Raw genomic sequence first — 21,622 nt, 5'->3', positions numbered from 1 at the left:
GCGCCCGAGGATCCAGGCGAGCCGGCCGGCCGTCTACGCCCCCCTCAGCACCGACCGGTAGTGCGCGACGCGGTCCGCCTCGCTGTCCAGGCAGCAGCTCGCGCAGAGGACCTTCTCGGCCGAGGTGTAGTACAGGCAGCAGGTGTTGCGCAGATAGAACAGGCCCTCCCGCGCGCCCTCCCTCAGTCGCACCACCCTGCCCAGCCGGTCGAGCCCGTTCCCCGCCGCGGCGACGAAGCGGTGGTAGGCCGCCTCCAGTTCGTCCACGTCCCCGCCGCGCAGGCTCGCCCCGCAGAACGCCATCGCGCAGCCGTGCGCGATGCCGCCGTGCAGCTGCCGCAGTCCTGCTCTCGTGCGCACGCGCAGGGCGCGCGCCAGCGGCAGCAGGTGCTCCTCCAGCACCCAGGAGACCAGGGTCTCCACCGAACCCTCGACGGCGTAAGGCTTCCGCAACCCCACCGCCTCGAACCCGTGGTGCTCCGACAGCCTGATGGCCGTGTTGGAGGGGCGCACGTCGATCAGGACACCCCGCAGCGCCCATGCCAGCAGCGCGGCGGTGGTGACGCGGCCCGCGTAGACGGCGATCACGGTCAGCGCCGTCGCGTGGTCGCTGACCTGGCCGCTGGCGTGCCGTTCGGCGTCGAGGACGCGGGTCAGCTCGGGGGACCCGGGGTCGAGCAGCCGTGAGCAGTCGATCCAGTCGCCGCCTGAGGACAGGTCCAGGTCGAGGTCGAGCCGGTAACGCTCGCCGAAGGTGTCGAGCCTGGCGAACACGTCGTGCATGGAAATCCTTCGTCGAGGCAAAGCTACGACGCTGGATCGTAGTTCATAGCAGGGTGAGCGAGTGACAGTGGTGGGAGACGAACGCGGTCAGACCGGGTACGGCGGCCACCGCCGCGGGCCCTGCGAGCAGCAGGGCGACCGCCGCCAGCCCCGCCACCCGCTGGCGGCGGCCGAGCGGCGCGGGGGGACGCAGCATGCGCCGCACCCTGGCCAGCGCGCTCTGCCCGCCCGCGCCCATCACGAACGCGGGCACCCGCCCCGTGGCCAGCCCGACCAGCGCGGCGGCGATCTGCACTCTGGGGTGGCGGCTGGCGGCCACGTCGTCGGCGCGCAGCTCGAGCAGGCGGGCGAGCTCGGCCCTCGCCGCGGCGAACAGCGGTACGAAGGGGAACGCCCGCGCGAACGCCTCGCCCGCGGCCAGCACCAGATGATGCCTGCCGCGCACGTGGGCCCGCTCGTGCGCGAGCACGGCGGCGACCTGTTCGCCGTTCAGCGACCGGAGCGCGGCCGTGGTGATCACGGTCGTGGCGCCCCGGCCTGGCAGGCAGTAGACGAGCGGCTCGGCGTGGTCGACGACGACGGCGCCGAGCTCGTGGTCGGGACGGCCGAGCAGGGCCAGTCCCTCGGCGTGCCGGCGGCGCTGCCTTCTGGCCCTGGCCAGGACGGAGGCCATGGAGAAGGCCACCCTGCCCACGACGAGCCCGCCGGCGACCAGCGCCGCCCACGCGGCCGTGCCCGGCCCCTCGGCGAGCATCATCGTGCAGAGCTCGAACAGGTCGGCCAAGCCGTGCCCGATCGCGTCCGCGGGGACCGTCGCGGTCACCAGCGCCAGCGGCGCGGAGACGATGACCGACGCGCAGGCCGCCAGCCACATGGCAATCGCCAGCCTGGGCGCCCGCTCGGCCCACCGCGCCCTGCTCAGCGGACCGGCCGGCAGCACGGAGGCGGCGAGCGTGTAGCAGGCCAGGACGACGGCGTCCGTCATGCCTGGCGGCCCTTCGGGGGGTAGACCTGCAACGCCGACTCCAGGGCGGCGGACTCCTCGGGGGTCAGCCGCTCCAGGAAGTGGACGAGCGTGGCGGCCTGGTTGCCGCTGCTGGCCAGAGTCTCGCGCATGAGGCCTGCGGTGTAGGCCTCCTTGCTGGTGACCGTCTCGTAGACATAGGCCTTGCCCACGGGATGGCGGGTGAGCAGGCCCTTCTTGTGCAGCTTGTCCATGACGGTCATGACCGTGGTGTAGGCGATCTCCCGCTCGCGGCGAAGATCTTCGAGCACGTCGCGCACCGAGGCGGGGCGATGGTAGGACCACATCCTGTCCATGATCGTGGCTTCGAGATCACCCAGAGCGCGCACCATGCGGCTCATGCTACCCGCGATCGTAGAAGAGTCGAGGGGGCGAACCCCGCTCCCGCCCGCCGGGGGCGCTCAGGACAGGGCGGCGCCGACCTCGGCCATGCGGCCGGCGTCCCACGTGACCGCGGGGTCGGGTTCGAGGAAGGTGAACGCGGTGGCGGCGATCCCCAGCGCGGGCAGCGACCAGTCGGCGGGACGGTCCTCGCCGAGCGGCGCCGACCGCAGGCGGAGCGTCGCGACCTCGGGGGTGGACAGCGCCATCGTCACCATCCCGCGCATCGTCGCCTGCGCCAGCGTCGCCATGGTCTCGAAGGTGGCGCCGAGCTCGGCGCGCAGCCGGTAGCCGAGCAGCCCGGCCAGATGCCGGTAGCGTGAGGCGATCCGCTCGACGAACGCCCGCTCCGCCCTGCCGAGCGACTCGCGGACGTCGTCGCGCAGCTCGCCGTCCTCGAGGCTGAGGAACGTCGCGTGCAGCGCCAGGTAGGTCCGCCACTCCGTCGACCCGTGAATGGCCTCGAAGTCGTGCGCGGCCCCCAGGCGCAGCATCTCGGCGCACAACCGCCGCCTCCCCTCCGGCGACTCCAGCCAGTCGAGGTGGTCGCGCGCGAACCCGTTGATCAGCTCGAGCGCCGCTCCCGCGTCGGCGACGGCGGGCGTGGCCGCCTTGGCGATCTGCCTGAGCAGATCGCTGAAGAACAGGTCTTTGTACGGCCAGCGCCGGTAGACCGCGCTGCGGGAGACGCCCGCGTCGCGGATCACGTCCTCAAGGCCGATGTGGTCGAGCCCCACGGTCAGCCCTGTGAGGTTGACCATGTCCAGCGCGGTGTCGAGCATCCGCTGCTCGGTCTCCTCGTCGGACAGCCGCTGCCGCCTGCGCGACAGCCCGGTGGGCGCTCGATCTCTCATGGGGCTAGTCTCTCATTAGGACATGATGTCTCAAGTTTGGTATCTCTAGTATGCCACCAAAGGAGAAACCCATGCAGACCCAGCGCAACGCCGTACGCGCGATGTACACCGGGGCCGCGCTCACGGTGATCGCCGCGCTCGTCCTCATCGCCGACCAGGCGACCGGTGACCTGGCGCGACACCTGAAGGCCGCCTATCCCTCGAACGACGCGCAGTGGCTCGACATGACGATGGCCAGCATCGCGACGTATCTGTACGTCGTCTACGGCGTGGGCGTCGTGCTGTGGCTGTGGCTGGCGAGGGCCGGCAGGAAGGGCGGCAGAAGGGCCAGGCTCAACGCGACCGTCGTCTTCCTCGTGGGCACGGCCCTGCTCGCCTTCAACTTCACCCAGCCGCACCCGATGGTCGTGACGGTGGCGGGCGTGCTGCCCTGCCTGGCCGGCCTGGCCGCCGTCGCGTTCCTGTGGAAGCGGAGCGAGCGGGTCTGACGGGCTTTCAGTCGGCGAGCGGGGGCAGGGCGGCGGCGGCCTCCTCGTGGCTCGCGCCAGTGGCCTGGAGCAGGTCGACGACGATCGACCTGAGCTGCGCGACCAGCACGCCGGCGGCGAACCCCTCCCTGTCGCCCGGCAGCGCGGCCGCCACCGCGAGGATCGCGGAGCGCGCCCCTTCAGGCTCGCGGCGCGAGGGCAGTTCGTCCCGCAGCAGCAGGACGGCGGCCGACAGGTCGTGCAGCGCGCCGGGCAGCCACACGGGAACGGGCGCGCCCTGGTCGACGGCGACGAGCGCGCGGCGGGCCAGGACGCGGGTGTTGCGGAGGGCGTGGTCGACGGGCGTGAGCGCGGTCTCGTACCGCAGCAGCAGCTCGCGCCGCCGCCTGCGGCGCAGCGGGGAGATCGCGATGATCTCCTTGCTGGTCTGCAGGGCCTCGGCGAACTGCTCGACCGCCTTCTGGGTGCCGCGCGCCTCCTCCAGCGCCGCGGCGGCCAGTTCGGGGTCCGTCTTCTCCAGGGCCTCGGCCGTGTCCTCCAGCGCCAGGGCCAGCGCGTCCAGGGCGGCGGCCGCGTGCCGGTGGGCGATGGCGGCGGTGTCGGCGGGTATCAGCGCCACGGCCGCGATGCCGAGCACGCCGCCGAGCAGGGCGTCGACCATCCGGTCCAGGCCGCCGGTGCCCGAGGGCGGCAGCAGGGTGGCGACGAGGACGGCCGACGAGCCCGCCTGCAGCACGATCAGCGAGCCGCTGTCCAGGAGCACGGCCACGCCCATGGCCAGCGCGACGACGAGCGCGATCTGCCACGGGCCCGAGCCGATCGTGGAGATCAGCAGGTCGCCCACGCCGACGCCGAGGGCGACCCCGACCACCAGCTCGGCCACCCGCCGCAGCCGCGCCCCGAGCCCGACGCCGATGCAGAGCACCACCGCGATCGGCGCGAAGAACGGGCGGGCGTGGCCGAGCAGGTCCTTGGCCGCCAGCCAGGCGACCGCGGCGGCCAGCGCGCACTGGGCGATCGAGGGGGCCATGAGGGCGAGCCGGTCCATCCGGCCCCGCACGTCGATTCTCACGGCGCCAGCATGCCCGCAAAATATGACAAACCGGTTACCTGGGAAAACCTGGCAGCCGGCTGAACGCGCGCTGTCAGTCCTCGGGCCAGCTTCCGTCGGGGAATTCGCCCGTGCCGCCCTCGACCAGCACCACCTGGTCACTGTCGCTCAGGCCCTGCTCGATCTGCACGTACTGGTCACCGCGCACGCCCGTCGTGACCGGCTGCTCCTTCTGGCCCGCGGCGGTCTTCACGGTGACCGTCGCGGTGCCGTCCGTCCTGGTCCTGACCGCCTGGGCCGGAACGTAGAGCGCGTCGTCCGCCTCGTCCGTCGTGACGGTGACCGTCGCCGACTGGCCCACCAGGAGGCCGCTCGGCGGATCGTCGAAGGTGACCGTCACGGCGTAGCGGACGAGCCGGTCGGTGGCCGTGGCCGTCGGCGCGATGTGCGCGACGGTGCCGGTGTGCCGCTCGCCCTGGCGCGTGGCGAGGGTGACGCCCGCCTTCTGGCCGAGGGCGAGACTGTTCACGTCCGACTCGGTGAACATGGCCTCGACCTGCAGCTCGTCCAGGTCGCCGAGGCTGATGAAGGTGCCGGTGCCCACGCTGTCGCCGCGCCCGCCCCCGACCGAGAGGACGGTGCCCGAGACGGGCGCGACGATCCTCGTGGCTCTGACCGCGTCGGCGGCCTGCTCCATGGCCGCCTGGGCCTTGGCGAGCGCGGACCCGGCCTGTTCCTCGCCCATTCCGCAGTTCGCCTTCGCCTGGCCGCTGGGGCCTGCGCTGGCCTGGGGCCCCGGGCTCGGCCTGCCGTCCGGCGCCCTGCCGGGCTCGCCGCTGGCTCCGGCGGACGGCCTCGCGCTGGGCCTGCCCGTGGTTCCGGCCGAGGGCTTCGCGCTGGGTCTCCCACTGGCCTTGGCCGAGGGCTTCGCGCTGGGCCCGCCGGTGGGTCTCCCGCTGGCTGCGGCGGACGGGCCGGGGCTCGCGGCCGGACCGTCGTCAGGCGCGGAGGTGGGGTGGGCCGTCACCGCGGGGATGCCGCCGAGGTCGCCCGTCGGCCGAGGGGCGGGGACCTGGGCCGACGGCGTCGCGGTGACCGTCACCGTCACGGTGGGGGCGGGCTCGGTCACGGTGACCGTCACCGTCGGCACCGGCTCCTCAGGCTCGTCCGGATCAGCTCCGCGCGGCTCAGGCGAGGGGGTGCCCTGCGGTGTCACGGGGGTGAAGGCGGCGAGCGCGATCCCGGCGCCGAGCCCGCCCGCCTGCGCGGCATCCGAAAGGCCCGCCTGCGCGGTGTCCGACACGCCTGCCGTGGCAACCGGCCCGCCCGCCTGCGCGGCGTCCGGCACCCCCGCCTGCGCGGAGGAGCACGACGCGGCCGTGTCGACGGCGTCCTGCGCGGCGGCCACGTCGGCCTTCGCCGCCGCGTACGCCTCCCTGGCCGCCGTCGCGTCGGTCCAGGCGAGTACCCGGCCCTTGCGCACCTTGTCGCCGACCTTCACCTTCAGCCCCTGGACCTTCCCCGAGGCGCCGAAGGCGAGGTCGCGGCGCGATCCGTCCTTCGTGCTGCCCGCCGCGGAGACCGACGCCGTGACCGTGCCGCGCTGGGCGGCCGCCAGCCGTACCGTGGAGGACGGCGCCGGGTCGTCGCCCAGCACGACCACGAGCACGCCCGCACCCGCCAACGCCGCCGCGGCGACGGCAAGGCCGCCCCTGCGCATATGACTCGGTCTCATGGGCGCCCATCCTGGCGGTCCCGATTCGGAGGAGACTGTCGGGAAGCTGGAGGTTGCCTGTGCGCCGCGGGGCCGCGCCGCGGCGTTCAGCAAACGCCCAGGCTTCGCGAGGCTGGAGCCAAGGCTGGTGTGCCAGGGTCACGGCCTGTGAAGCTGTCGACCAGGCGCAGGAGCCTGATAACGAACGGGATCCTCGCGGTCGCGTTGCTGGGCGGGGCGGTCCTCGCCTACTCCGCGCTGGGCACGGGCGGGTCCTCGGCCGACGCCCTCGTGCGGACGGTCACCGCGGCGAGGGGCACGGTCGAGGCCTCCGTCTCGGCCTCGGGCGCCGTGGAGAGCGCGCAGTCCCGCTCGCTCGCCTTCGCCTCCGCCGGCACCGTGGAGAAGATCTATGTCAAGGCGGGCGACACGGTCTCCAAGGGCCAGATCCTCGCCAGGCTGGACGACGACGCCGCCCAGGAGAGCCTGTCCTCGGCGAGCGCGGCCTACGAGGCAGCCGCCGACGACGGCACCTCGACCGCCGCGCTCTACGCCTCCTACGTCAAGGCCCGCAACGCCTACAGCGCCGCTCGGCGCGAGGTCGCGGGCACCGTGCTGAAGGCGCCGTTCGCGGGCACCGTCACCGCGGTGAACGGCTCCGTGGGCGGATCCTCCGCCACGGCCGGCGCGGGGCAGGGCGAGGAGGCGTCCTCCGGCTTCATCACCGTGGCGAACACCAGGAAGCTTAAGCTCGTTGGCTCCTTCACCGAGTCGGACGTCACCAAGCTGAAGATCGGCCGCCCGGCGACGATCACCTTCGACGCCCTCTCGGGGGTCACCGCGACAGGAAAGATCACCCAGATCGAGCCCGTCGCCGCCACCAGCGAGAACGTCGTCCAGTACCCGGTGACGATCTCCTTCACCAAGGTGCCGGACGAGGTGCGCCTCGGCCAGACGGCGACCGTCCAGGTCGTCACGGACCGCGCGGAGGACGTCGTGACCGTCCCCTCTGTCGCCGTGACCACCGCAGGCGGGCAGAGCACGGTGACCCTCCTCAAGGACGGCCGGCAGGTGCGGACCCCGGTCGAGATCGGGGTGAAGGGCACCGCCACGACCGAGATCAGGTCGGGCGTGGCCGAGGGCGACACCCTCGTCCCTCCCGCCGCCACCGGCACCGGCGGCACCCAGCAGCTGGGCAGGTTCCCGGGCGGCGGCATGATCGGCGGCCCGGGCGGCGGTCCGGGGGGTGGCAGGTGAGCGCGGCGGTCCTCAGGGTGGAGAACCTGGTCAAGACCTACGGCGAGGGCGACGCCCTGGTGCGGGCGCTGCGCGGGGTCAGCCTCGACGTGGAGCGCGGCGACTACGTGGCCATCATGGGCGCCTCGGGCTCCGGCAAGTCCACGCTCATGAACATCCTCGGCTGCCTCGACGTGCCCAGCGAGGGCCGCTACCTCATCGACGGCACCGATGTCGGCTCCCTCGACGAGCACCAGCTCGCCGTCCTGCGCAACCGCAAGATCGGGTTCGTGTTCCAGTCGTTCAACCTCATCCCGCGCATGAGCGCCCTGGCCAACGTCGAACTACCGCTCACCTACGGCGGCGTCGGCGCCGCCGAGCGCCGCGCCCGCGCGCTCGAGGCCCTCGGCAGGGTCGGCCTGGCCGACCGGGTCCACCACGACCCGAACGAGCTGTCGGGCGGCCAGCAGCAGCGCGTGGCCGTCGCCAGGGCGCTGGTCACCGCGCCCGCCCTGCTGCTGGCGGACGAGCCGACGGGCAACCTCGACACCATGTCCACGCGCGACGTGCTGGACATCATGGACCGGCTCAGCGAGTCGGGCAGAACCATCGTGATCATCACGCACGAGGACGACGTGGCCGCGCGCGCCAAGCGGATCATCAGGCTGGTGGACGGCGAGATCGTCGAGGACCGCCGCCAGGCGCCGGTCGAGGGACCGCCGCCGCGGCCGGCGGCGCAGACCTCCGCCCCGCTCCCCGGAAACGGATCGGGACCGCCACGGGGAGCGGGCGGAGACCACGACGAGCGGCCCGCGTGCGAGGTGCGGTCCCGGTGAACCAGCTGGAGATCCTCCGCTTCGCACTGCGCGGCCTCGCGGCCAACAAGCTGCGCAGCGCGCTGACCACACTCGGCATCCTCATCGGCGTCGCCGCGGTGATCCTCCTGGTCGCCGTCGGCGAGGGCTCGTCGCAGAGCATCCAGCGCAACATCCAGCGCCTCGGCTCCAACACGCTCACCGTCTCCCCGTCGTTCTCCGGAGGCGGCCCGGGCGGCGGGGGCCAGGGCTCGGGCCCGAGGACGCAGGCCAGGCCGCTCACACTGCAGGACGCCAAGGCCCTCACCGAGCTGCCCTCGGTGAAGAGCGTCTCTCCCGTGGTCAACGCCAACGCCGCCACCGCCGTCCACGAGGGCGCGAGCCACGCGGTCGGTCAGCTGGTCGGCACCTACCCCAGCTACTTCGAGGCCATGAACAAGCAGGTCGCCTCGGGCACGTACTTCGTCAACGACGACGTCCGCGCCTCCAGAAAGGTGATGGTGATCGGCCGGACCGTCGCGGACGAGCTGTTCGGGCAGGTGAACCCGATCGGCAGGCAGCTGAGCGTCTCGGGCGTGCCGTTCACCGTGGTCGGCGTGCTCAAGGAGTCGGGATCCAGCGGCATGCAGGACGCCGACGACCTCGCGATCGCGCCGCTGCCCGCCGTCCAGCAGAGCCTGACGGGGTTCGGCTCGCTCGGCTCGATCGTGGTGCAGGCCACGGGGGCGACGGCCACCGAGTCCGCGCAGGCGGAGGTGAGCGCGCTGCTCAACCAGCGCCACGGCGTCGGCGCCGACCCCGACTACCGCATCCTGAACCAGGCCGCGCTGCAGGAGACCGTCAGCGCCGCCACGGGCACCTTCACCGTGCTGCTCGGCGCGGTGGCGGCCATCTCGCTGCTGGTCGGCGGCATCGGCATCACCAACATCATGCTGGTCACCGTCACCGAGCGGACCCGCGAGATCGGCATCCGCAAGGCCATCGGCGCGCCGAGGAGCGCCATCCTGGGCCAGTTCCTGATGGAGGCCACGCTGCTGAGCCTGGTCGGCGGGCTGTCAGGCGTGCTGATCGCCTTCCTCGGCACCCGGTTCACGATCGCGGGGATCGAACCCGTGCTGGTGCCCTCCTCGATCGCGCTCGCCCTGGGCGTCTCGATCGGGATCGGGCTGTTCTTCGGCAGCTATCCGGCCAACAGGGCCGCCAAGCTCCGTCCCATCCAGGCGCTGCGCCATGAGTGAGGAGAAGGTCGTGTCGTCGTTCGAGGAGGAGTTCCAGCCGCGCCGCAGGACGTCCAGGCTCACCCTGGGTCTGGTGGCGGCCCTGGTGCTCGTCGCGGGGGTGCTGATCGGCATCCAGGCCCACAAGCTGCTCGGCGGCTCCACGGCCGCCGCCGGGCAGTTCGGCCCCCGCACGGGGTACGGCGTGCAGCAGCCGAGCGGCGGCACCGGACCGCAGGGCCAGCCGCCTGGCGGCGCGATCCGCGGCAGGGGCCAGGGCGGCGCCGCCACCGTCGGCACCGTCGAGAAGGTCGAGAAGGACAGGATCACGCTGAAGACCATGGACGGCTCCACCGTGGTCGTAACGACGACGGGCGAGACTACAGTTCAGGTCACCGAACAGGGCGCGCTGTCCGACCTGAAGACCGGCACCACCGTGGTCGTCCAGGGGGAGAAGGGCGGCGACGGCGAGGTGGCGGCCACCTCCATCAGCGAGGGAGGCGGATTCGGTGCCAGGAGATAGGGCCCGTGAGGCCCGGCTGCTCGTCGTCGACGACGAGCCCAACATCAGGGAGCTGCTGTCGGCGAGCCTGCGCCTGGCCGGATTCGACGTGCGGGCCGCCGCCGACGGCAGGCAGGCGCTGCGCCTCGCCGACGAGGACCGGCCTGACCTGGTGATCCTCGACGTCATGCTCCCCGATCTGGACGGCTTCGCCATCGCCGACCGGCTGCGGGCCGGCAACAGGCGCGTACCCGTGCTGTTCCTGACCGCCCGTGACGCCCACGACGACAAGGTGGCGGGGCTGCGGGTCGGCGACGACTACGTCACCAAGCCGTTCAGCCTGGACGAGGTGCTGGCCAGGATCAGGGCGGTGCTGCGCCGTACCAGGGGAGGGGAGGCGGCGCCGTCCAGGCTGGAGGTCGGCGACCTGGAGCTGGACGAGGAGGCCCACCAGGTGCGCAAGGCGGGCGTGCTGGTGTCGCTGTCGCCGACGGAGTTCAAGCTGCTGCACTACTTCATGGTCAACGCCGGCCGCGTCGTGTCGAAGACGCAGATCCTCGACCACGTCTGGTCGCACGACTACGACGGCGACGCTGGAGTCGTCGAGTCCTACGTCTCCTATCTGCGGCGCAAGCTCGACAGGGACGACCCCCGGCTGCTGCACACCCTGCGCGGGGTCGGCTACGTCCTGCGCGCGCCCCGGCAGTGAAGGCGCTCCCCCTCTGGCTGCGGCTCGTCTCGGCGACCCTCCTGCTGGTCACGCTGGCGATCACGCTGACCGGCGGCTTCGCCGTCAGGCTGCTGCGCGGCTACCTGGTCGAGCGGGTCGACCAGCAACTGGCCACCGCCGCCCGGCCCCTCCCGTTCCCCGACATGGCGCCGCGCCCGGTGGAGGGGCGCCCGCTGCGCCTGCCGGGTCTGTTCCACATGGTGCTGCTCGACCGGCAGGGTGCCATGGTCAGGACCTTCGCCGAGTCCGTCGACGTCGACAGGCCCGCCATCCCGCGGCTCACCCTCGCGGACGTGATCGACAGGGCGGGACGGCCCTTCGACGTGGACTCGGTCGAACGCGACGGGCCCGAGTGGCGGGCCGTCGCGGTGCCGGGCCCTGGGCAGACCACCCGGGTGATCGCCGTCAGCCTCGGTGACATCGACCGCACCGTCTCCCGCCTGGTGACGATCGTGGTGGGCGTCGGCGGCGGCGTCCTGGTCGTGCTGGGCCTGGCCTGCTACTGGCTCGTACGGCGCAGCCTGCGCCCTCTGGGCGAGATCGAACGCACGGCGGCCGCGATCGCCGGGGGCGATCTGTCAAGGCGGGTGCCCGAGCGGCATCGCCGTACCGAGATGGGCAGGCTGGGCCGCGCGCTCAACGGGATGCTGGCGCAGATCGAGCGGGCGGTCAGGGACAGGGAGGCGGCCGCCGACGCCGCGGGCCGCTCGGCCGAGCTGATGCGCAGGTTCGTCGCCGACGCCTCGCACGAGCTGCGCACCCCGCTGACCTCGATCAGGGGCTTCGCCGAGCTGTATCGTCAGGGCGCGCGCGACCTCGACAAGACCACGTGGCTGATGGACAGGATCGAGAACCGGGCCGGCCACATGAGCCTGCTGGTCGACGACCTGCTGCTGCTGGCGCGTCTCGACCAGCGCCGCCCGCTCGACCACGCGCCCGTGGACCTGCTCAGCCTCGCGGCCGGCGCGGTGATCGACGCCAGGACGCTCGCACCCGACAGGGACATCGGCTTCGAGCGGCTGGACGGCGCGGAGGGGGAGGTGACCGTCCTGGGCGACGAGGCGAGGCTCGGCCAGGTCATCGGCAACCTGGTCGGCAACGCGCTCAAGCACACCCCTCACGGCACGCCGTTCACCGTGCGGGTCGGGGTCGAGGCGGGGCAGGCCGTGGTGGAGGTCGCCGACCAGGGGCCCGGACTGCCGGGCGAGGCCCTCGACAGGGTCTTCGAGCGCTTCTACCGCGCCGACCCCGCCAGAGGACTCGACTCGGGAGGCACCGGGCTCGGCCTGTCGATCGCCGCGGCCCTGACCGACGCGCACGGCGGCACGATCAGCGCCGCCTGTCCGCCTGGCGGCGGCGCGCTCTTCCAGGTCAGACTGCCTCTTTACTCCAGCAGCTCGTCCAGCGCGCCTTCCGGAAGGTAGGGCGAGTAGAAGTCGCTCAGCGCCTGACGGGCCAGGCGCGCGGCGAGCGGTCCGTCGCCCACGCGGAGGGCGGCCAGCGCCTCCTCGTGGTGGGCGATGCTGCGCCGCCGCTGCTCGGGCGCCCTGATCTTGTCGGCGATGAGGTTGAGCACGATGGAGCGGACCACGTCGCTGCAGATCTGGATGAGCTTGTTGCCGCTGGCCCGCGCCACCGCGTCGTGGAAGTCCACGTCGGCGGCGCTGAACGACTCGTAGCCGTCCGCTGCCCGCATGCGCTCGATCGCGTCGTCCATCTCCGCCAGCTGCGCCGGGGTGTGCAGCCGCGCGGCCAGCAGGTAGGCCGCGCCTTCGAGCACCATCCTGAACTGCACCAGCTCGGCCAGCGACAGCTCGTCCACCCTGGCCAGGGTGGTCATCGACTTGTGCAGCGCCGCGGGGGTGAAGGGCATCACCTCCGCGCCGTTCGGGTCGCCAGGGCGCGACCTGACCAGGCCGCGCGCCTGCAGGACGCGCAGCGCCTCACGGACGGTCGACCGGCTCACCGAGAACTGGACCATCAGGTCCCGCTCGCTCGGCAGCCGCTCGCCCGGCCGCAGCTCGCCGCTCTCGACGGCCTGCTCGACCTGCTCGACGATGCGCTCGTAAGCGCGCACGGTTCGCACAGGTTGGAACCGAGGTCCGTCCATCGCGCCCCCTCTTGACCGAAAAGTCCTGGGCTGGCAGTGTGCGTAGCCTACTGGTCAGACCAGTGCACTAGCCAGGAGGCTTGAGGCATGAGGCGCATTGGAATCTGGGTCGCCCTCGGCGGCCTCCTTCTCAGCGCGGCCTGCGGCGGCGGTGGCGCCGACAGCGCCGGCGACCGCACCGGCGGCACGACGGGCTCCCAGCCCTCCACCCTGGCCGTCGGCTTCGTCGCCGAACCGGCCAACCTCGACTTCACCGCCACCGAGGGGGCGGCCATCCCCCAGGCGCTGCTCGTCAACGTCTACGAGGGCCTGGTGAAGCTGGATCAGGACGGCAACATCCAGCCCCTTCTCGCGGAGAAGTGGGACGTCTCCGCCGACCGCAAGACCTACACCTTCACCCTACGCAAGGGCGTCACCTTCACCAACGGCGCCCCGTTCACCGCCGACGACGTGGTCTTCTCCGTCAACAGGGTCAAGTCCGACTGGAAGCTGAAGATCAAGACCCAGATGGACGTCGTCGACAAGGTGGAGAAGAAGGACGACTCCACCGCCGTCATCACGCTCAAGCGGCCGAGCAACGGCTGGATGTACTCGATGGCCACCAGGCTCGGCGCGATGTTCAGCCGCACCGGCGTCGCCGACCTGGCCAACAAGCCCGTCGGCACCGGCCCCTACCAGCTCGGCTCGTGGAAGCGCGGCGACTCCATCCAGCTCACCGCCAACCCGAAGTACTGGGGACCCCAGCCACAGGTCTCGCAGATCACGCTGAAGTACTTCAAGGACGCCACGGCGATGAACAACGCGCTGCTCACCGGCGGCATCGACGTCATCTCGGCCGTGCAGGCGCCCGAGTCCCTCGCCCAGTTCGCCGACACCAACCGCTTCCAGGTCGTCGAGGGGACCACCAACGGCGAGGTCGTCCTGTCGATGAACAGCGCCCGCCCGCCGTTCAACGACAAGAAGGTACGGCAGGCCGTCCGCCACGCCATCGACCACAAGGCCCTGCTCGACACCGCGTGGGCGGGACGCGGTCAGCTCATCGGCAGCATGGTGCCGCCCACGGACCCGTGGTACGAGGACAGGACCGGCGACTACCCCTACGACGTGGCCAAGGCCAAGGCGCTGCTCGGCGGCAAGACCTACAACGTGAAGCTGCGCATCCCCAACCTGCCCTACGCCGTCGCCGCCGCGCAGGTGGTCAAGTCGCAGCTCGCCCAGGTCGGCATCACCGCCGACATCGACCCGTTGGAGTTCCCCGCCAGGTGGCTGGACGTGGTCTTCAAGCAGGGCGACTACGACATGTCCATCATCAACCACGTCGAGCCCCGCGACATGGGCATCTTCGCCGACAAGTCGTACTACTTCCACTACGACAATCCCGCCTACGGCGAACTCCTGGCCTCGGCCGACCAGGGCTCCGAGCAGCAGCAGGTGGACGACCTGAAGGCGGCCGCCAAGCTCCTGTCGGACGACGCCGCGGCAGACTGGCTCTTCCTCTTCCCCAACCTCATCGTCGCCAAGAAGAGCATCGCCACGGGCCTGCCGAAGAACGCCATCGCCGAGTCCTTCGACTTCACCGCTCTCACCAAGCAGTGATCTGGTACCTGGTCAGGCGGGTCGCGGTGCTCCTGGGTAGCACCGCGGCCGCCGGTGTGGTCGTCTTCGCCTTCATGGCGCTGCTGCCCGGCGACCCGGCGGAGATCGCGCTCGGCGTCAACGCCACGCCCGAGGCGCTCGAGGCGCTGCGCAGGCAGTTCGGCACCGACAGGCCCGCGCTCGCCCAGTTCCTCGACTGGGCCGGCGGGCTGGTCGCCGGTGACTTCGGCACCTCCTACGTCACCAGCTCGCCGATCGGGCCGCAGATCGCCGAGCGTTTCGGCGTCACGCTCACTCTGGTGCTCGGCGGGATGGTGATCGCCCTGCTCGTCGCGGTCCCCGCGGGAACCTTCGCCGCGGTCCACCACCGCAACCCCCTCGGCGCGCTCATCAGCGCCTTCAGCCAGGTCGGCATCGCGATCCCCGCCTTCCTGGCGGGCATCCTGCTGGTGTTCGTCTTCGCGGTGCAGGCGCAGGCGCTGCCCTCGGGCGGCTACGTGCCCTTCGCCGAGGACCCGGCCCTGTGGTTGCAGTCGCTGCTGCTGCCGTGGCTGTCGCTCGGGCTGGTCCAGGGGGCGGTGCTCACCCGCTACGTGCGCAGCGCGGTCCTCGACGTCATGCGCGAGGACTACCTGCGCACCGCCCGCGCCAAGGGCAGGGGGCGCATGGGCGCGCTGTGGCGCCACGGTCTGCGCAACGCGGCCATCCCCGTCGTCACCGTGCTCGGGCTGCAGCTGGCCACCCTGCTCATCGGCGCGGTCGTGGTCGAGCGGGTCTTCGTCATCCCCGGGCTCGGCGACCTGCTGCTGAACGGCGTCGCCCAGCGTGACCTGCTGCTCGTCCAGGGGGTGGTCATGATGCTCGTCGTGGCCGTCCTGCTGGTGAACTTCGTGGTCGACCTCGCCTACGCCGTACTCGATCCGAGGTTGCGATGAGAGGAAACCTGGTCATCGGCGCCGTCCTGGTCGGGCTCACGGTCCTGGCCGCGCTGGTGTCGTTCGTGTGGACGCCGCACGACCCGACGCTCGTGGACGCCGCCCACCGGCTGGCCCCGCCAGGCGGCGACTACCTGCTCGGCACCGACAAGTTCGGCCGCGACACGTTCAGCCAGCTCATGGTCGGCGCCCGCACCACGCTGTACGTCGGGATCGTCGCGGTCGGCATCGCCGCGCTCGTCGGCACGCCGCTCGGCATGGTCGCGGGGATGACCCCGCGCGGCTGGCTGTCGGAGCTGATCATGCGGGTCAACGACCTCGTCTTCGCCTTCCCCGCGCTGCTGCTGGCGGTCATGCTCGGCGCCGTCTACGGAGCGGGAACCCTCACCGCCATGATCGCGATCGGCGTCGCCACCGTGCCCGCCTTCGCCCGCATCGCCCGCGCCGCCACCATGCAGGTCATGGTCACCGACTACATCCTCGCCGCCCGCGCGGCCGGACGCGGGAGGATCGCGATCGCCGCCCGCCACGTCCTGCCGAACATCGGCTCCATGCTCATCGTGCAGGCGTCGGTCTCCTTCGCCATCGCCATCCTGGCCGAGGCGGCGCTGTCCTTCCTCGGCTTCGGCACCAGGCCGCCGACCCCCTCGTGGGGCCGCATGCTGCAGGAGGCACAGGAACTGCTCTTCTCCACGCCGCGCCTGGCCCTGTGGCCCGGCCTGGCGATCGCGCTGGCCGTCCTCGGCTTCAACCTCCTCGGTGACGGCCTGCGCGACCATCTCGACCCCAAGCTCAGGAGGATCCGTGCTGAGCGTTGAGGGCCTGACCGTCCGAGCCGGAGACCTGGAGCTGGTGCGGCAGGTGTCGTTCGGCATCGCCCACGGGGAGCGGGTCGGCCTCATCGGCGAGTCGGGCTCGGGCAAGTCGCTGACGGCGCTGTCGCTGATGGGGCTGCTGCCCGAGGGCGTCTCGGCCACGGGATCCGCCTTCCTGAAGGACCAGCCGCTGGTCGGCGTCCCCGAGAAGCGGGTCAAGGACCTGCGGGGCCGCGTGGTGTCCATGGTCTTCCAGGAGCCGATGACCGCGCTCAACCCCACCATGCGCGTCGGCGCGCAGGTGAGCGAGGTCATGACCCTGCACGGGACCCCGCGCGCCGAGGCCAGGGCCCGCACGCTCGACCTGCTGCGCCGTGTGGGCGTCGAGGCGCCCCGCGCCTACCCGCACCAGCTGTCGGGCGGGCAGCGCCAGCGGGTCATGCTCGCCATCGCGCTGGCCAACGAGCCCTCGCTGCTCATCTGCGACGAGCCCACGACCGCGCTCGACGTCACCGTGCAGAAGCAGATGCTGGAGCTGATCGCCGAACTCGCGCCCGCCGTCCTGTTCATCACCCACGACCTGGCCGTCGTCGCCTCCGTCTGCTCCCGCGTCCTGGTCATGTACGGCGGGCGCGTCGTCGAGAGCGGCCCCCTCCGCGAGGTGTTCGCCAACCCCCGCCACCGCTACACCGAGGGCCTCATCGCCGCCTCCAGACTCGGCCCCCGCGGCACCCGCCTGCCCACCATCAGCGGCACCGTGCCCGCGGCAGGCGAGTTCCCCGAAGGCTGCGTCTTCAGTAACAGGTGCGCGCACGCCACGCCCACGTGCTCGCAGGAGCCGACGCTGCAAGGAGAGGGCCATGCCTACGCCTGCTGGCATCCCCGTGATTGAGGCCCGCGACCTCACCAAGATCTACCGCACCTCGCTGTTCAAACCCGAGGTGCGGGCTCTGAACGGCGTCTCCCTCGACGTACGGCGCGGCGAACGCTTCGGCATCGTCGGCGAGTCGGGATCGGGCAAGTCCACCCTGCTGCGCCTGCTGTGCGGGCTCGACCAGCCGACCAGCGGCACGATCTCCTTCGAAGGGCGGCCGATCGTCGGCCGCCGCGAGCGCGACCTGCGCTTCCTGCGCGACGACCTGCAGATCGTCTTCCAGGACCCGATGAGCTCGCTCGACCCCAGGATGAGGGTCCGCGACATCGTCGCCGAACCGCTCGTCGCCCTCGGCCGCCCCGCCGGAGACCGGGTCGCCGCGCTGCTGGCGGAGGTCGGGCTGCCGGCCTCCGCCGCCGACCGCTACCCCCACCAGTTCTCCGGAGGGCAGCGGCAGCGCATCGCCATCGCCCGCGCCCTCGCCCCCGAGCCCAAGGTGCTCGTCGCCGACGAGGCCGTCAGCGCCCTCGACGTGTCCGTCCGCGGGCAGATCCTCAACCTGCTGGCCGACCTCATCGACACGCACGGGCTCACCCTTGTCTTCGTGTCGCACGACCTGTCCGTCGTGCGACACGTCTGCGAGAGCGTCGCCGTCATGCACCGAGGCTCCATCGTCGAGCGAGGACCGGTCGACGAGGTCTGGGCCGAGCCGCGGCACGAGTACACACGGACGCTGTTGCAGGCCGTACCCACTCTGGAGGGACTGCTTTGATCGAGATCGATGCCAGGGGAGTGGTCGAGTTCACCCAGGAACTGGTCCGCGTCCCCAGCACCAACGACCCCGCCCGCGGGCGCAACGAGCTGCCCGCGGCCGAGCTGGTGGCGGCCAAGATGCGCTCGTGGGGCTGGGACCCCGTCGTCGAGGAGGCCGCTCCCGGCCGGCCGAACGTCGTCGCGGTCGTCGAGGGCGGCGGCGGTGAAGGGCCGACGCTGATGTTCGAGGGCCACACCGACGTGGTGACCGAGGGCGACCTGTCGGAGTGGACGGTCGACCCGTTCGGCGGCGAGATCCGCGACGGCAGGCTGTGGGGCAGGGGCAGCGCCGACATGAAGTCGGGCCTGGCCGCCGTGCTGTACGCCACCAGGGCGCTGCAGCTGGCTGGACCGTTCCCCGGGCGGGTCAAGGTGTGCGCGCTGGCCGACGAGGAGGGGCTCATGATCGGCGCCCACCACTTCGTCAACTCCGCGCTCTCCTCCTACGTCGACGCGGCCATCGTCGCCGAACCCGAGGCGGGCGAGATCTGCGCCGTCGCCAAGGGCGCGCTGCGGCTGCGCGTGGACTTCACCGGCAAGATGGCCCACGGCGCGATGCCCCAGCACGGCCGCAACCCCATCCAGGCGGTGGGGTCGCTGCTGGTCGCCCTGCGCGCCTACCAGGAAGACCTGCAGGCCGCCCACCCCGCGCACGAGCACCTCGGCGAGGTGTACGTGACGCCGACCGTCGTCCATGCGGGCTCGCAGGAGCAGGTCAACGTCATCCCCGCAGTCGCCTCCGTCTTCGTCGACGTGCGCTCCGTCCCAGGGGTCGCGCACAAGGAGGTGGCCGACAGGGTGGAGGAGCTGGCCGCCTTCGACGGCATCGAGTCCAAGGTCACCATCCTGGTCGACAGGCCGCCCGTCGATGTGCCCGTCACCCACCCCGTCGTGACGTCCCTCGCCGCCGCGCACACCGCGGTCACGGGGCAGGCCCCGGTGTACGGCGGCGTGCCTGGATCCACCGACGGCACGGTGCTGACGCACTGGGGCGGGATCCCCTCGGTGGTCTACGGCCCCGGCGGCAAGTGGATCGCGCACCAGGCCGACGAATACGTCGAGGTCGAGGAGATCGTCCGCTGCACCCGCGTCTTCGCCGAGGCCGCGCGGATCTTCCTGTCCGGTGGCGGGGCATGACGCGCCGCCCGCTTCCACGAAGGGGCGCCCGATGAGGCCTGGTCCCACGAACTCCATGGCCGACGTCGCCGGGCTCAGGGTCGGGCACGCGCAGCGGATCGGCGACGGGTACCGGACGGGAGTGAGCGTCGTGCTCGCCCCGCCCGGAGGGGCCGTCGCGGGGGTGGACGTGCGAGGAGCGGCCCCCGGCACCCGCGAGACCGAGCTGCTCGACCCCCGTAACCTCGTCGAACGCGTCCACGCCATCGTGCTGACCGGCGGGAGTGCCTACGGTCTCAGCGCCGCGTGCGGAGTCATGGAACGCCTGGCCGACGCCGGAGTCGGATTCCCCGTGGCGGAGGGCGTCGTCCCCATCGTGCCGTCGGCGGTCATCTACGACCTGGGGCGCGGCGGCCGCTTCCGCGCCACGCCCGACGGGGCCCTCGGCGCCGCGGCCTACGACGCCGCCGTCGCCTCCGCGCCTGCCCCCTCGTCGGCTCCGGCTCCTGCTTCGGCTCCCTCTTCTTCGGCTCCCTCCGACGCGGCGGCGTCCTCGGCGGTCCCGGGGCTCAACGGGTCCATCGGGGCGGGGACGGGTGCGATGGCGGGCGGGCTGGCCGGCGGCCTCGGGACGGCGAGCGCCGTCCTGCCCTCGGGGATCACCGTGGCCGCCCTCGCCGTCGTCAACGCCGCGGGTTCCGTCCTCGACCCGGACAGCGGCCTGCTGTCCGGCACCAGGTACGGCCTGCCCGGCGAGTTCGACCACGTCCGCGAGCCCGACCACGACGAGTTCCTGCGCTGGCAGCCGCTGAAGGCGCCCTCGTTCAACACCACGATCGGCGTCGTCGCCACCGACCTCACGCTGTCCAAGGCCCAGTGCGGCAAGCTGGCCGGAGTGGCGCACGACGGTCTCGCCAGGGCGATCAGGCCCGCGCACACGATGGTCGACGGCGACACCATCTTCGCGATGTCCACCTGCGGGCGCCCGGGACCCGTGGACACCGACCTGCACGACGTGCTCGCCGCCGCGGCCGACGTGTTCAGCAGGGCGGTCGCGCATGCCGTCCTGCATGCCACCGGCAGGCGGGACGCGCCTGCTTACCTGGATGTGTTCCCGAGCGCACGAAAGCGAGCATGAGGGGGTCGGAATGATGGACGGGCTGCCGATCGGAGACGGATGGGTGCACGTGGGGGAGACCGCCGAGGTCGTCTTCCCCTACGACGGCACGACGGTGGCACGCGCGCCCGTCGGGACGGTGGAGCTGGCGAGCAGGGCCGTCGAGGAGGCACTGGCCGTGGCCCCCGTCATGGCGAGGACACCCTCGCACGCCCGCCGTGCCGCGCTGATGGGCGCGCACGACGCGCTGGCCGCGCGCAGGGAGGAGTTCGAGCGGCTGTTGGTCCTGGAGACCGGCAAGCCGCTGGTCGACTGCAAGGTCGAGGTGGCGAGGACGCTGGTCACGCTGGCCACCGCCGCGGAGGAGGTCGCCAGGCTGCACGGGGAGACCGTGCCGATGGACCTGCTGCCTTCGGGGGAGGGGCTGATCGGGTTCTGGACGAGGCGGCCGATCGGGGTGGTGGTCGGGATCACCGGGTTCAACTATCCGCTGCTCCTGGCCGCGCACAAGATCGCGCCCGCGCTGGCGGCCGGGTGCCCGGTGATCGTGAAGCCCGCTCCCTCGACGCCGCTGGCGACGATCGGGCTGGTGGAGCTGCTGCGCTCGGTCGGCGTGCTGCCGAACGCGTCCGTGCAGCTCGTCACCGGCGACGTCGAGGTCGGCAGGGCGCTGGTGGAGGACCGCCGGATCGGTGCGGTCTCCTTCACGGGATCCGCCGCGGCGGGTCACGCCATCGCGCGCAACGCCGCGCCCACCAAGGTGCTCCTCGAGCTCGGGTCGAACGCCGCGCTCATCGTGGCGGCCGACGCCGACCTGGAGGCCGCCGCCGACGCGGTGGTCAGGGGCGGCTACTACGCGTCGGGCCAGGCGTGCATCTCGGTGCAGCGCGTCGTGGTCGAGGAGGCGGTGCGGACCGAGTTCCTGGACCTGCTGGCCGCGCGGATGAAGGACGTCGTGGTCGGCGACCCGCGCTCCCAGGACACCAGGGTGGCGGCCCTCATCGACGAGCGGTCCACCTCACGGGTCCTGTCGTGGGTGGACGAGGCGGTGGCCGCGGGAGCCGAGCTCGTCACCGGCGGGGTGCTCGAGGGACGGGCGATCGCGCCGACCGTGCTGGCCGACGTACCCGACGGGGTGGCCGCGTGGGACGAGGAGATCTTCGGCCCCGTGGTGTGCGTCCGCACCGCCGGGAGCCTGGAAGAGGCCTTCGAGACCGTCAACAGGTCGCGGTACGGCCTGCACCTGTCGGTCTTCACCCGGTCGCTGGCGACGGCCTTCGCGGCCATCGAGCGCCTGGAGGCGGGCGGCGTGGTGGTGAACGAGGTGCCGGGATTCAGAGCGGACAACATGCCGTACGGCGGGGTCAAGGACTCGGGGATCGGGCGTGAGGGACCCAGGTTCGCGATCGAGGAGTTCACCGTGACGAGGATGGCGATCATCCGGCCCTGAT

Annotated in this window: 22 protein-coding genes; 15 read left to right on the top strand and 7 right to left on the bottom strand. The window is 72.2% G+C overall.

Annotation, left to right across the window (positions count from 1 at the left end):
• Positions 1–33: 33 nt before the first annotated feature.
• From AC3EO4_RS09550 to AC3EO4_RS09535, 4 genes are all read right to left on the bottom strand, one after another.
• Positions 34–783, bottom strand: coding sequence for a (2Fe-2S)-binding protein (locus AC3EO4_RS09550; RefSeq protein WP_379575087.1), 750 nt, complete (start codon positions 781–783; stop codon positions 34–36).
• 43 nt (positions 784–826) lie between these two features.
• A complete protein-coding gene (locus AC3EO4_RS09545; protein ID WP_379575088.1) occupies positions 827–1,768 on the bottom strand; it encodes a M56 family metallopeptidase in 942 nt (313 codons plus the stop codon).
• Positions 1,765–2,139, bottom strand: coding sequence for a BlaI/MecI/CopY family transcriptional regulator (locus AC3EO4_RS09540; protein WP_379575089.1), 375 nt, complete (start codon positions 2,137–2,139; stop codon positions 1,765–1,767). The genes AC3EO4_RS09545 and AC3EO4_RS09540 overlap by 4 nt, the downstream gene beginning before the upstream one ends.
• Before the next feature lie 69 nt (positions 2,140–2,208).
• A complete protein-coding gene (locus AC3EO4_RS09535) occupies positions 2,209–3,042 on the bottom strand; it encodes a TetR/AcrR family transcriptional regulator (protein WP_379575090.1) in 834 nt (277 codons plus the stop codon).
• Positions 3,043–3,113: 71 nt separating this feature from the next.
• Here AC3EO4_RS09535 and AC3EO4_RS09530 point away from each other — a divergent pair, with 71 nt between their 5' ends.
• On the top strand, positions 3,114–3,530 hold the full coding sequence (locus tag AC3EO4_RS09530) for a hypothetical protein (protein ID WP_379575091.1): 417 nt from the start codon (positions 3,114–3,116) through the stop codon (positions 3,528–3,530).
• 7 nt (positions 3,531–3,537) lie between these two features.
• On the opposite strand, the gene AC3EO4_RS09525 is transcribed toward AC3EO4_RS09530, so the two are convergent.
• Positions 3,538–4,602 (bottom strand): FUSC family protein, encoded by a 1,065-nt coding sequence (locus AC3EO4_RS09525; protein WP_379575092.1) that lies wholly within the window; start codon positions 4,600–4,602, stop codon positions 3,538–3,540.
• Between the two features lie 73 nt (positions 4,603–4,675).
• Positions 4,676–6,316: an efflux RND transporter periplasmic adaptor subunit gene (locus AC3EO4_RS09520; RefSeq protein WP_431894911.1), complete on the bottom strand. Its 1,641-nt coding sequence runs from the start codon at positions 6,314–6,316 to the stop codon at positions 4,676–4,678.
• 147 nt (positions 6,317–6,463) lie between these two features.
• On the opposite strand from AC3EO4_RS09520, the gene AC3EO4_RS09515 reads away from it, so the two are divergent.
• From AC3EO4_RS09515 to AC3EO4_RS09490, 6 genes are read left to right on the top strand one after another with little or no spacing between them, the layout of a single operon-like run.
• Positions 6,464–7,552 carry an efflux RND transporter periplasmic adaptor subunit gene (locus AC3EO4_RS09515; RefSeq protein ID WP_379575094.1) on the top strand — a complete coding sequence of 363 codons (1,089 nt, stop codon included), beginning with the start codon at positions 6,464–6,466 and terminating at the stop codon, positions 7,550–7,552.
• On the top strand, positions 7,549–8,367 hold the full coding sequence (locus AC3EO4_RS09510; RefSeq protein WP_379575095.1) for an ABC transporter ATP-binding protein: 819 nt from the start codon (positions 7,549–7,551) through the stop codon (positions 8,365–8,367). Before AC3EO4_RS09515 ends, AC3EO4_RS09510 begins: the two co-directional genes overlap by 4 nt.
• On the top strand, positions 8,364–9,584 hold the full coding sequence (locus AC3EO4_RS09505) for an ABC transporter permease (protein ID WP_379575096.1): 1,221 nt from the start codon (positions 8,364–8,366) through the stop codon (positions 9,582–9,584). The genes AC3EO4_RS09510 and AC3EO4_RS09505 overlap by 4 nt, the downstream gene beginning before the upstream one ends.
• The gene (locus AC3EO4_RS09500; protein ID WP_431894909.1) at positions 9,577–10,086 is read left to right on the top strand and encodes a hypothetical protein; all 510 of its coding nucleotides are present in this window, start codon (positions 9,577–9,579) and stop codon (positions 10,084–10,086) included. Before AC3EO4_RS09505 ends, AC3EO4_RS09500 begins: the two co-directional genes overlap by 8 nt.
• Complete coding sequence (locus AC3EO4_RS09495) at positions 10,073–10,774, top strand: response regulator transcription factor (protein ID WP_379575098.1); 702 nt, start codon at positions 10,073–10,075, stop codon at positions 10,772–10,774. The genes AC3EO4_RS09500 and AC3EO4_RS09495 overlap by 14 nt, the downstream gene beginning before the upstream one ends.
• On the top strand, positions 10,771–12,219 hold the full coding sequence (locus AC3EO4_RS09490; protein WP_431894907.1) for a sensor histidine kinase: 1,449 nt from the start codon (positions 10,771–10,773) through the stop codon (positions 12,217–12,219). The genes AC3EO4_RS09495 and AC3EO4_RS09490 overlap by 4 nt, the downstream gene beginning before the upstream one ends.
• Here the strand turns inward: AC3EO4_RS09490 and AC3EO4_RS09485 are convergent.
• Positions 12,180–12,881, bottom strand: coding sequence for a FadR/GntR family transcriptional regulator (locus tag AC3EO4_RS09485; protein ID WP_488186336.1), 702 nt, complete (start codon positions 12,879–12,881; stop codon positions 12,180–12,182). The genes AC3EO4_RS09490 and AC3EO4_RS09485 overlap by 40 nt on opposite strands.
• Before the next feature lie 111 nt (positions 12,882–12,992).
• Between AC3EO4_RS09485 and AC3EO4_RS09480 the strand changes: the two genes are divergently transcribed.
• From AC3EO4_RS09480 to AC3EO4_RS09445, 8 genes are read left to right on the top strand one after another with little or no spacing between them, the layout of a single operon-like run.
• A complete protein-coding gene (locus AC3EO4_RS09480) occupies positions 12,993–14,501 on the top strand; it encodes an ABC transporter substrate-binding protein (RefSeq protein ID WP_379575101.1) in 1,509 nt (502 codons plus the stop codon).
• Positions 14,498–15,436, top strand: coding sequence for an ABC transporter permease (locus AC3EO4_RS09475; RefSeq protein ID WP_379575102.1), 939 nt, complete (start codon positions 14,498–14,500; stop codon positions 15,434–15,436). Before AC3EO4_RS09480 ends, AC3EO4_RS09475 begins: the two co-directional genes overlap by 4 nt.
• Positions 15,433–16,254, top strand: coding sequence for an ABC transporter permease (locus AC3EO4_RS09470; protein ID WP_431894903.1), 822 nt, complete (start codon positions 15,433–15,435; stop codon positions 16,252–16,254). Before AC3EO4_RS09475 ends, AC3EO4_RS09470 begins: the two co-directional genes overlap by 4 nt.
• Positions 16,241–17,143: an ABC transporter ATP-binding protein gene (locus AC3EO4_RS09465; protein WP_431894902.1), complete on the top strand. Its 903-nt coding sequence runs from the start codon at positions 16,241–16,243 to the stop codon at positions 17,141–17,143. Before AC3EO4_RS09470 ends, AC3EO4_RS09465 begins: the two co-directional genes overlap by 14 nt.
• Positions 17,112–17,897 carry an ATP-binding cassette domain-containing protein gene (locus AC3EO4_RS09460; protein ID WP_379575105.1) on the top strand — a complete coding sequence of 262 codons (786 nt, stop codon included), beginning with the start codon at positions 17,112–17,114 and terminating at the stop codon, positions 17,895–17,897. Before AC3EO4_RS09465 ends, AC3EO4_RS09460 begins: the two co-directional genes overlap by 32 nt.
• Positions 17,894–19,075 carry a M20 family metallopeptidase gene (locus tag AC3EO4_RS09455; RefSeq protein WP_431894900.1) on the top strand — a complete coding sequence of 394 codons (1,182 nt, stop codon included), beginning with the start codon at positions 17,894–17,896 and terminating at the stop codon, positions 19,073–19,075. Before AC3EO4_RS09460 ends, AC3EO4_RS09455 begins: the two co-directional genes overlap by 4 nt.
• 31 nt (positions 19,076–19,106) lie before the next feature.
• Entirely contained in the window at positions 19,107–20,192 is a 1,086-nt protein-coding gene (locus AC3EO4_RS09450) for a P1 family peptidase (protein WP_379575107.1), read from the top strand.
• Between the two features lie 10 nt (positions 20,193–20,202).
• A complete protein-coding gene (locus tag AC3EO4_RS09445; protein ID WP_431894897.1) occupies positions 20,203–21,621 on the top strand; it encodes an aldehyde dehydrogenase family protein in 1,419 nt (472 codons plus the stop codon).
• Position 21,622: the final 1 nt, after the last annotated feature.

This window comes from Nonomuraea sp. bgisy101 (assembly GCF_057708945.1).
This window is presented reverse-complemented; position numbering and strand designations above follow the sequence as displayed.

Bases quoted from the DNA above. Each gene is read 5' to 3' on its own strand.
- AC3EO4_RS09530 (WP_379575091.1), top strand. From the start codon at position 3,114: ATGCAGACCCAGCGCAACGCCGTACGCGCGATGTACACCGGGGCCGCG.
- AC3EO4_RS09500 (WP_431894909.1), top strand. From the start codon at position 9,577: ATGAGTGAGGAGAAGGTCGTGTCGTCGTTCGAGGAGGAGTTCCAGCCG.
- AC3EO4_RS09460 (WP_379575105.1), top strand. From the start codon at position 17,112: ATGCCTACGCCTGCTGGCATCCCCGTGATTGAGGCCCGCGACCTCACC.
- AC3EO4_RS09520 (WP_431894911.1), bottom strand. From the start codon at position 6,316: ATGAGACCGAGTCATATGCGCAGGGGCGGCCTTGCCGTCGCCGCGGCG.
- AC3EO4_RS09545 (WP_379575088.1), bottom strand. From the start codon at position 1,768: ATGACGGACGCCGTCGTCCTGGCCTGCTACACGCTCGCCGCCTCCGTG.
- AC3EO4_RS09535 (WP_379575090.1), bottom strand. From the start codon at position 3,042: ATGAGAGATCGAGCGCCCACCGGGCTGTCGCGCAGGCGGCAGCGGCTG.
- AC3EO4_RS09450 (WP_379575107.1), top strand. From the start codon at position 19,107: ATGAGGCCTGGTCCCACGAACTCCATGGCCGACGTCGCCGGGCTCAGG.
- AC3EO4_RS09540 (WP_379575089.1), bottom strand. From the start codon at position 2,139: ATGGTGCGCGCTCTGGGTGATCTCGAAGCCACGATCATGGACAGGATG.
- AC3EO4_RS09550 (WP_379575087.1), bottom strand. From the start codon at position 783: ATGCACGACGTGTTCGCCAGGCTCGACACCTTCGGCGAGCGTTACCGG.
- AC3EO4_RS09470 (WP_431894903.1), top strand. From the start codon at position 15,433: ATGAGAGGAAACCTGGTCATCGGCGCCGTCCTGGTCGGGCTCACGGTC.
- AC3EO4_RS09480 (WP_379575101.1), top strand. From the start codon at position 12,993: ATGAGGCGCATTGGAATCTGGGTCGCCCTCGGCGGCCTCCTTCTCAGC.
- AC3EO4_RS09445 (WP_431894897.1), top strand. From the start codon at position 20,203: ATGATGGACGGGCTGCCGATCGGAGACGGATGGGTGCACGTGGGGGAG.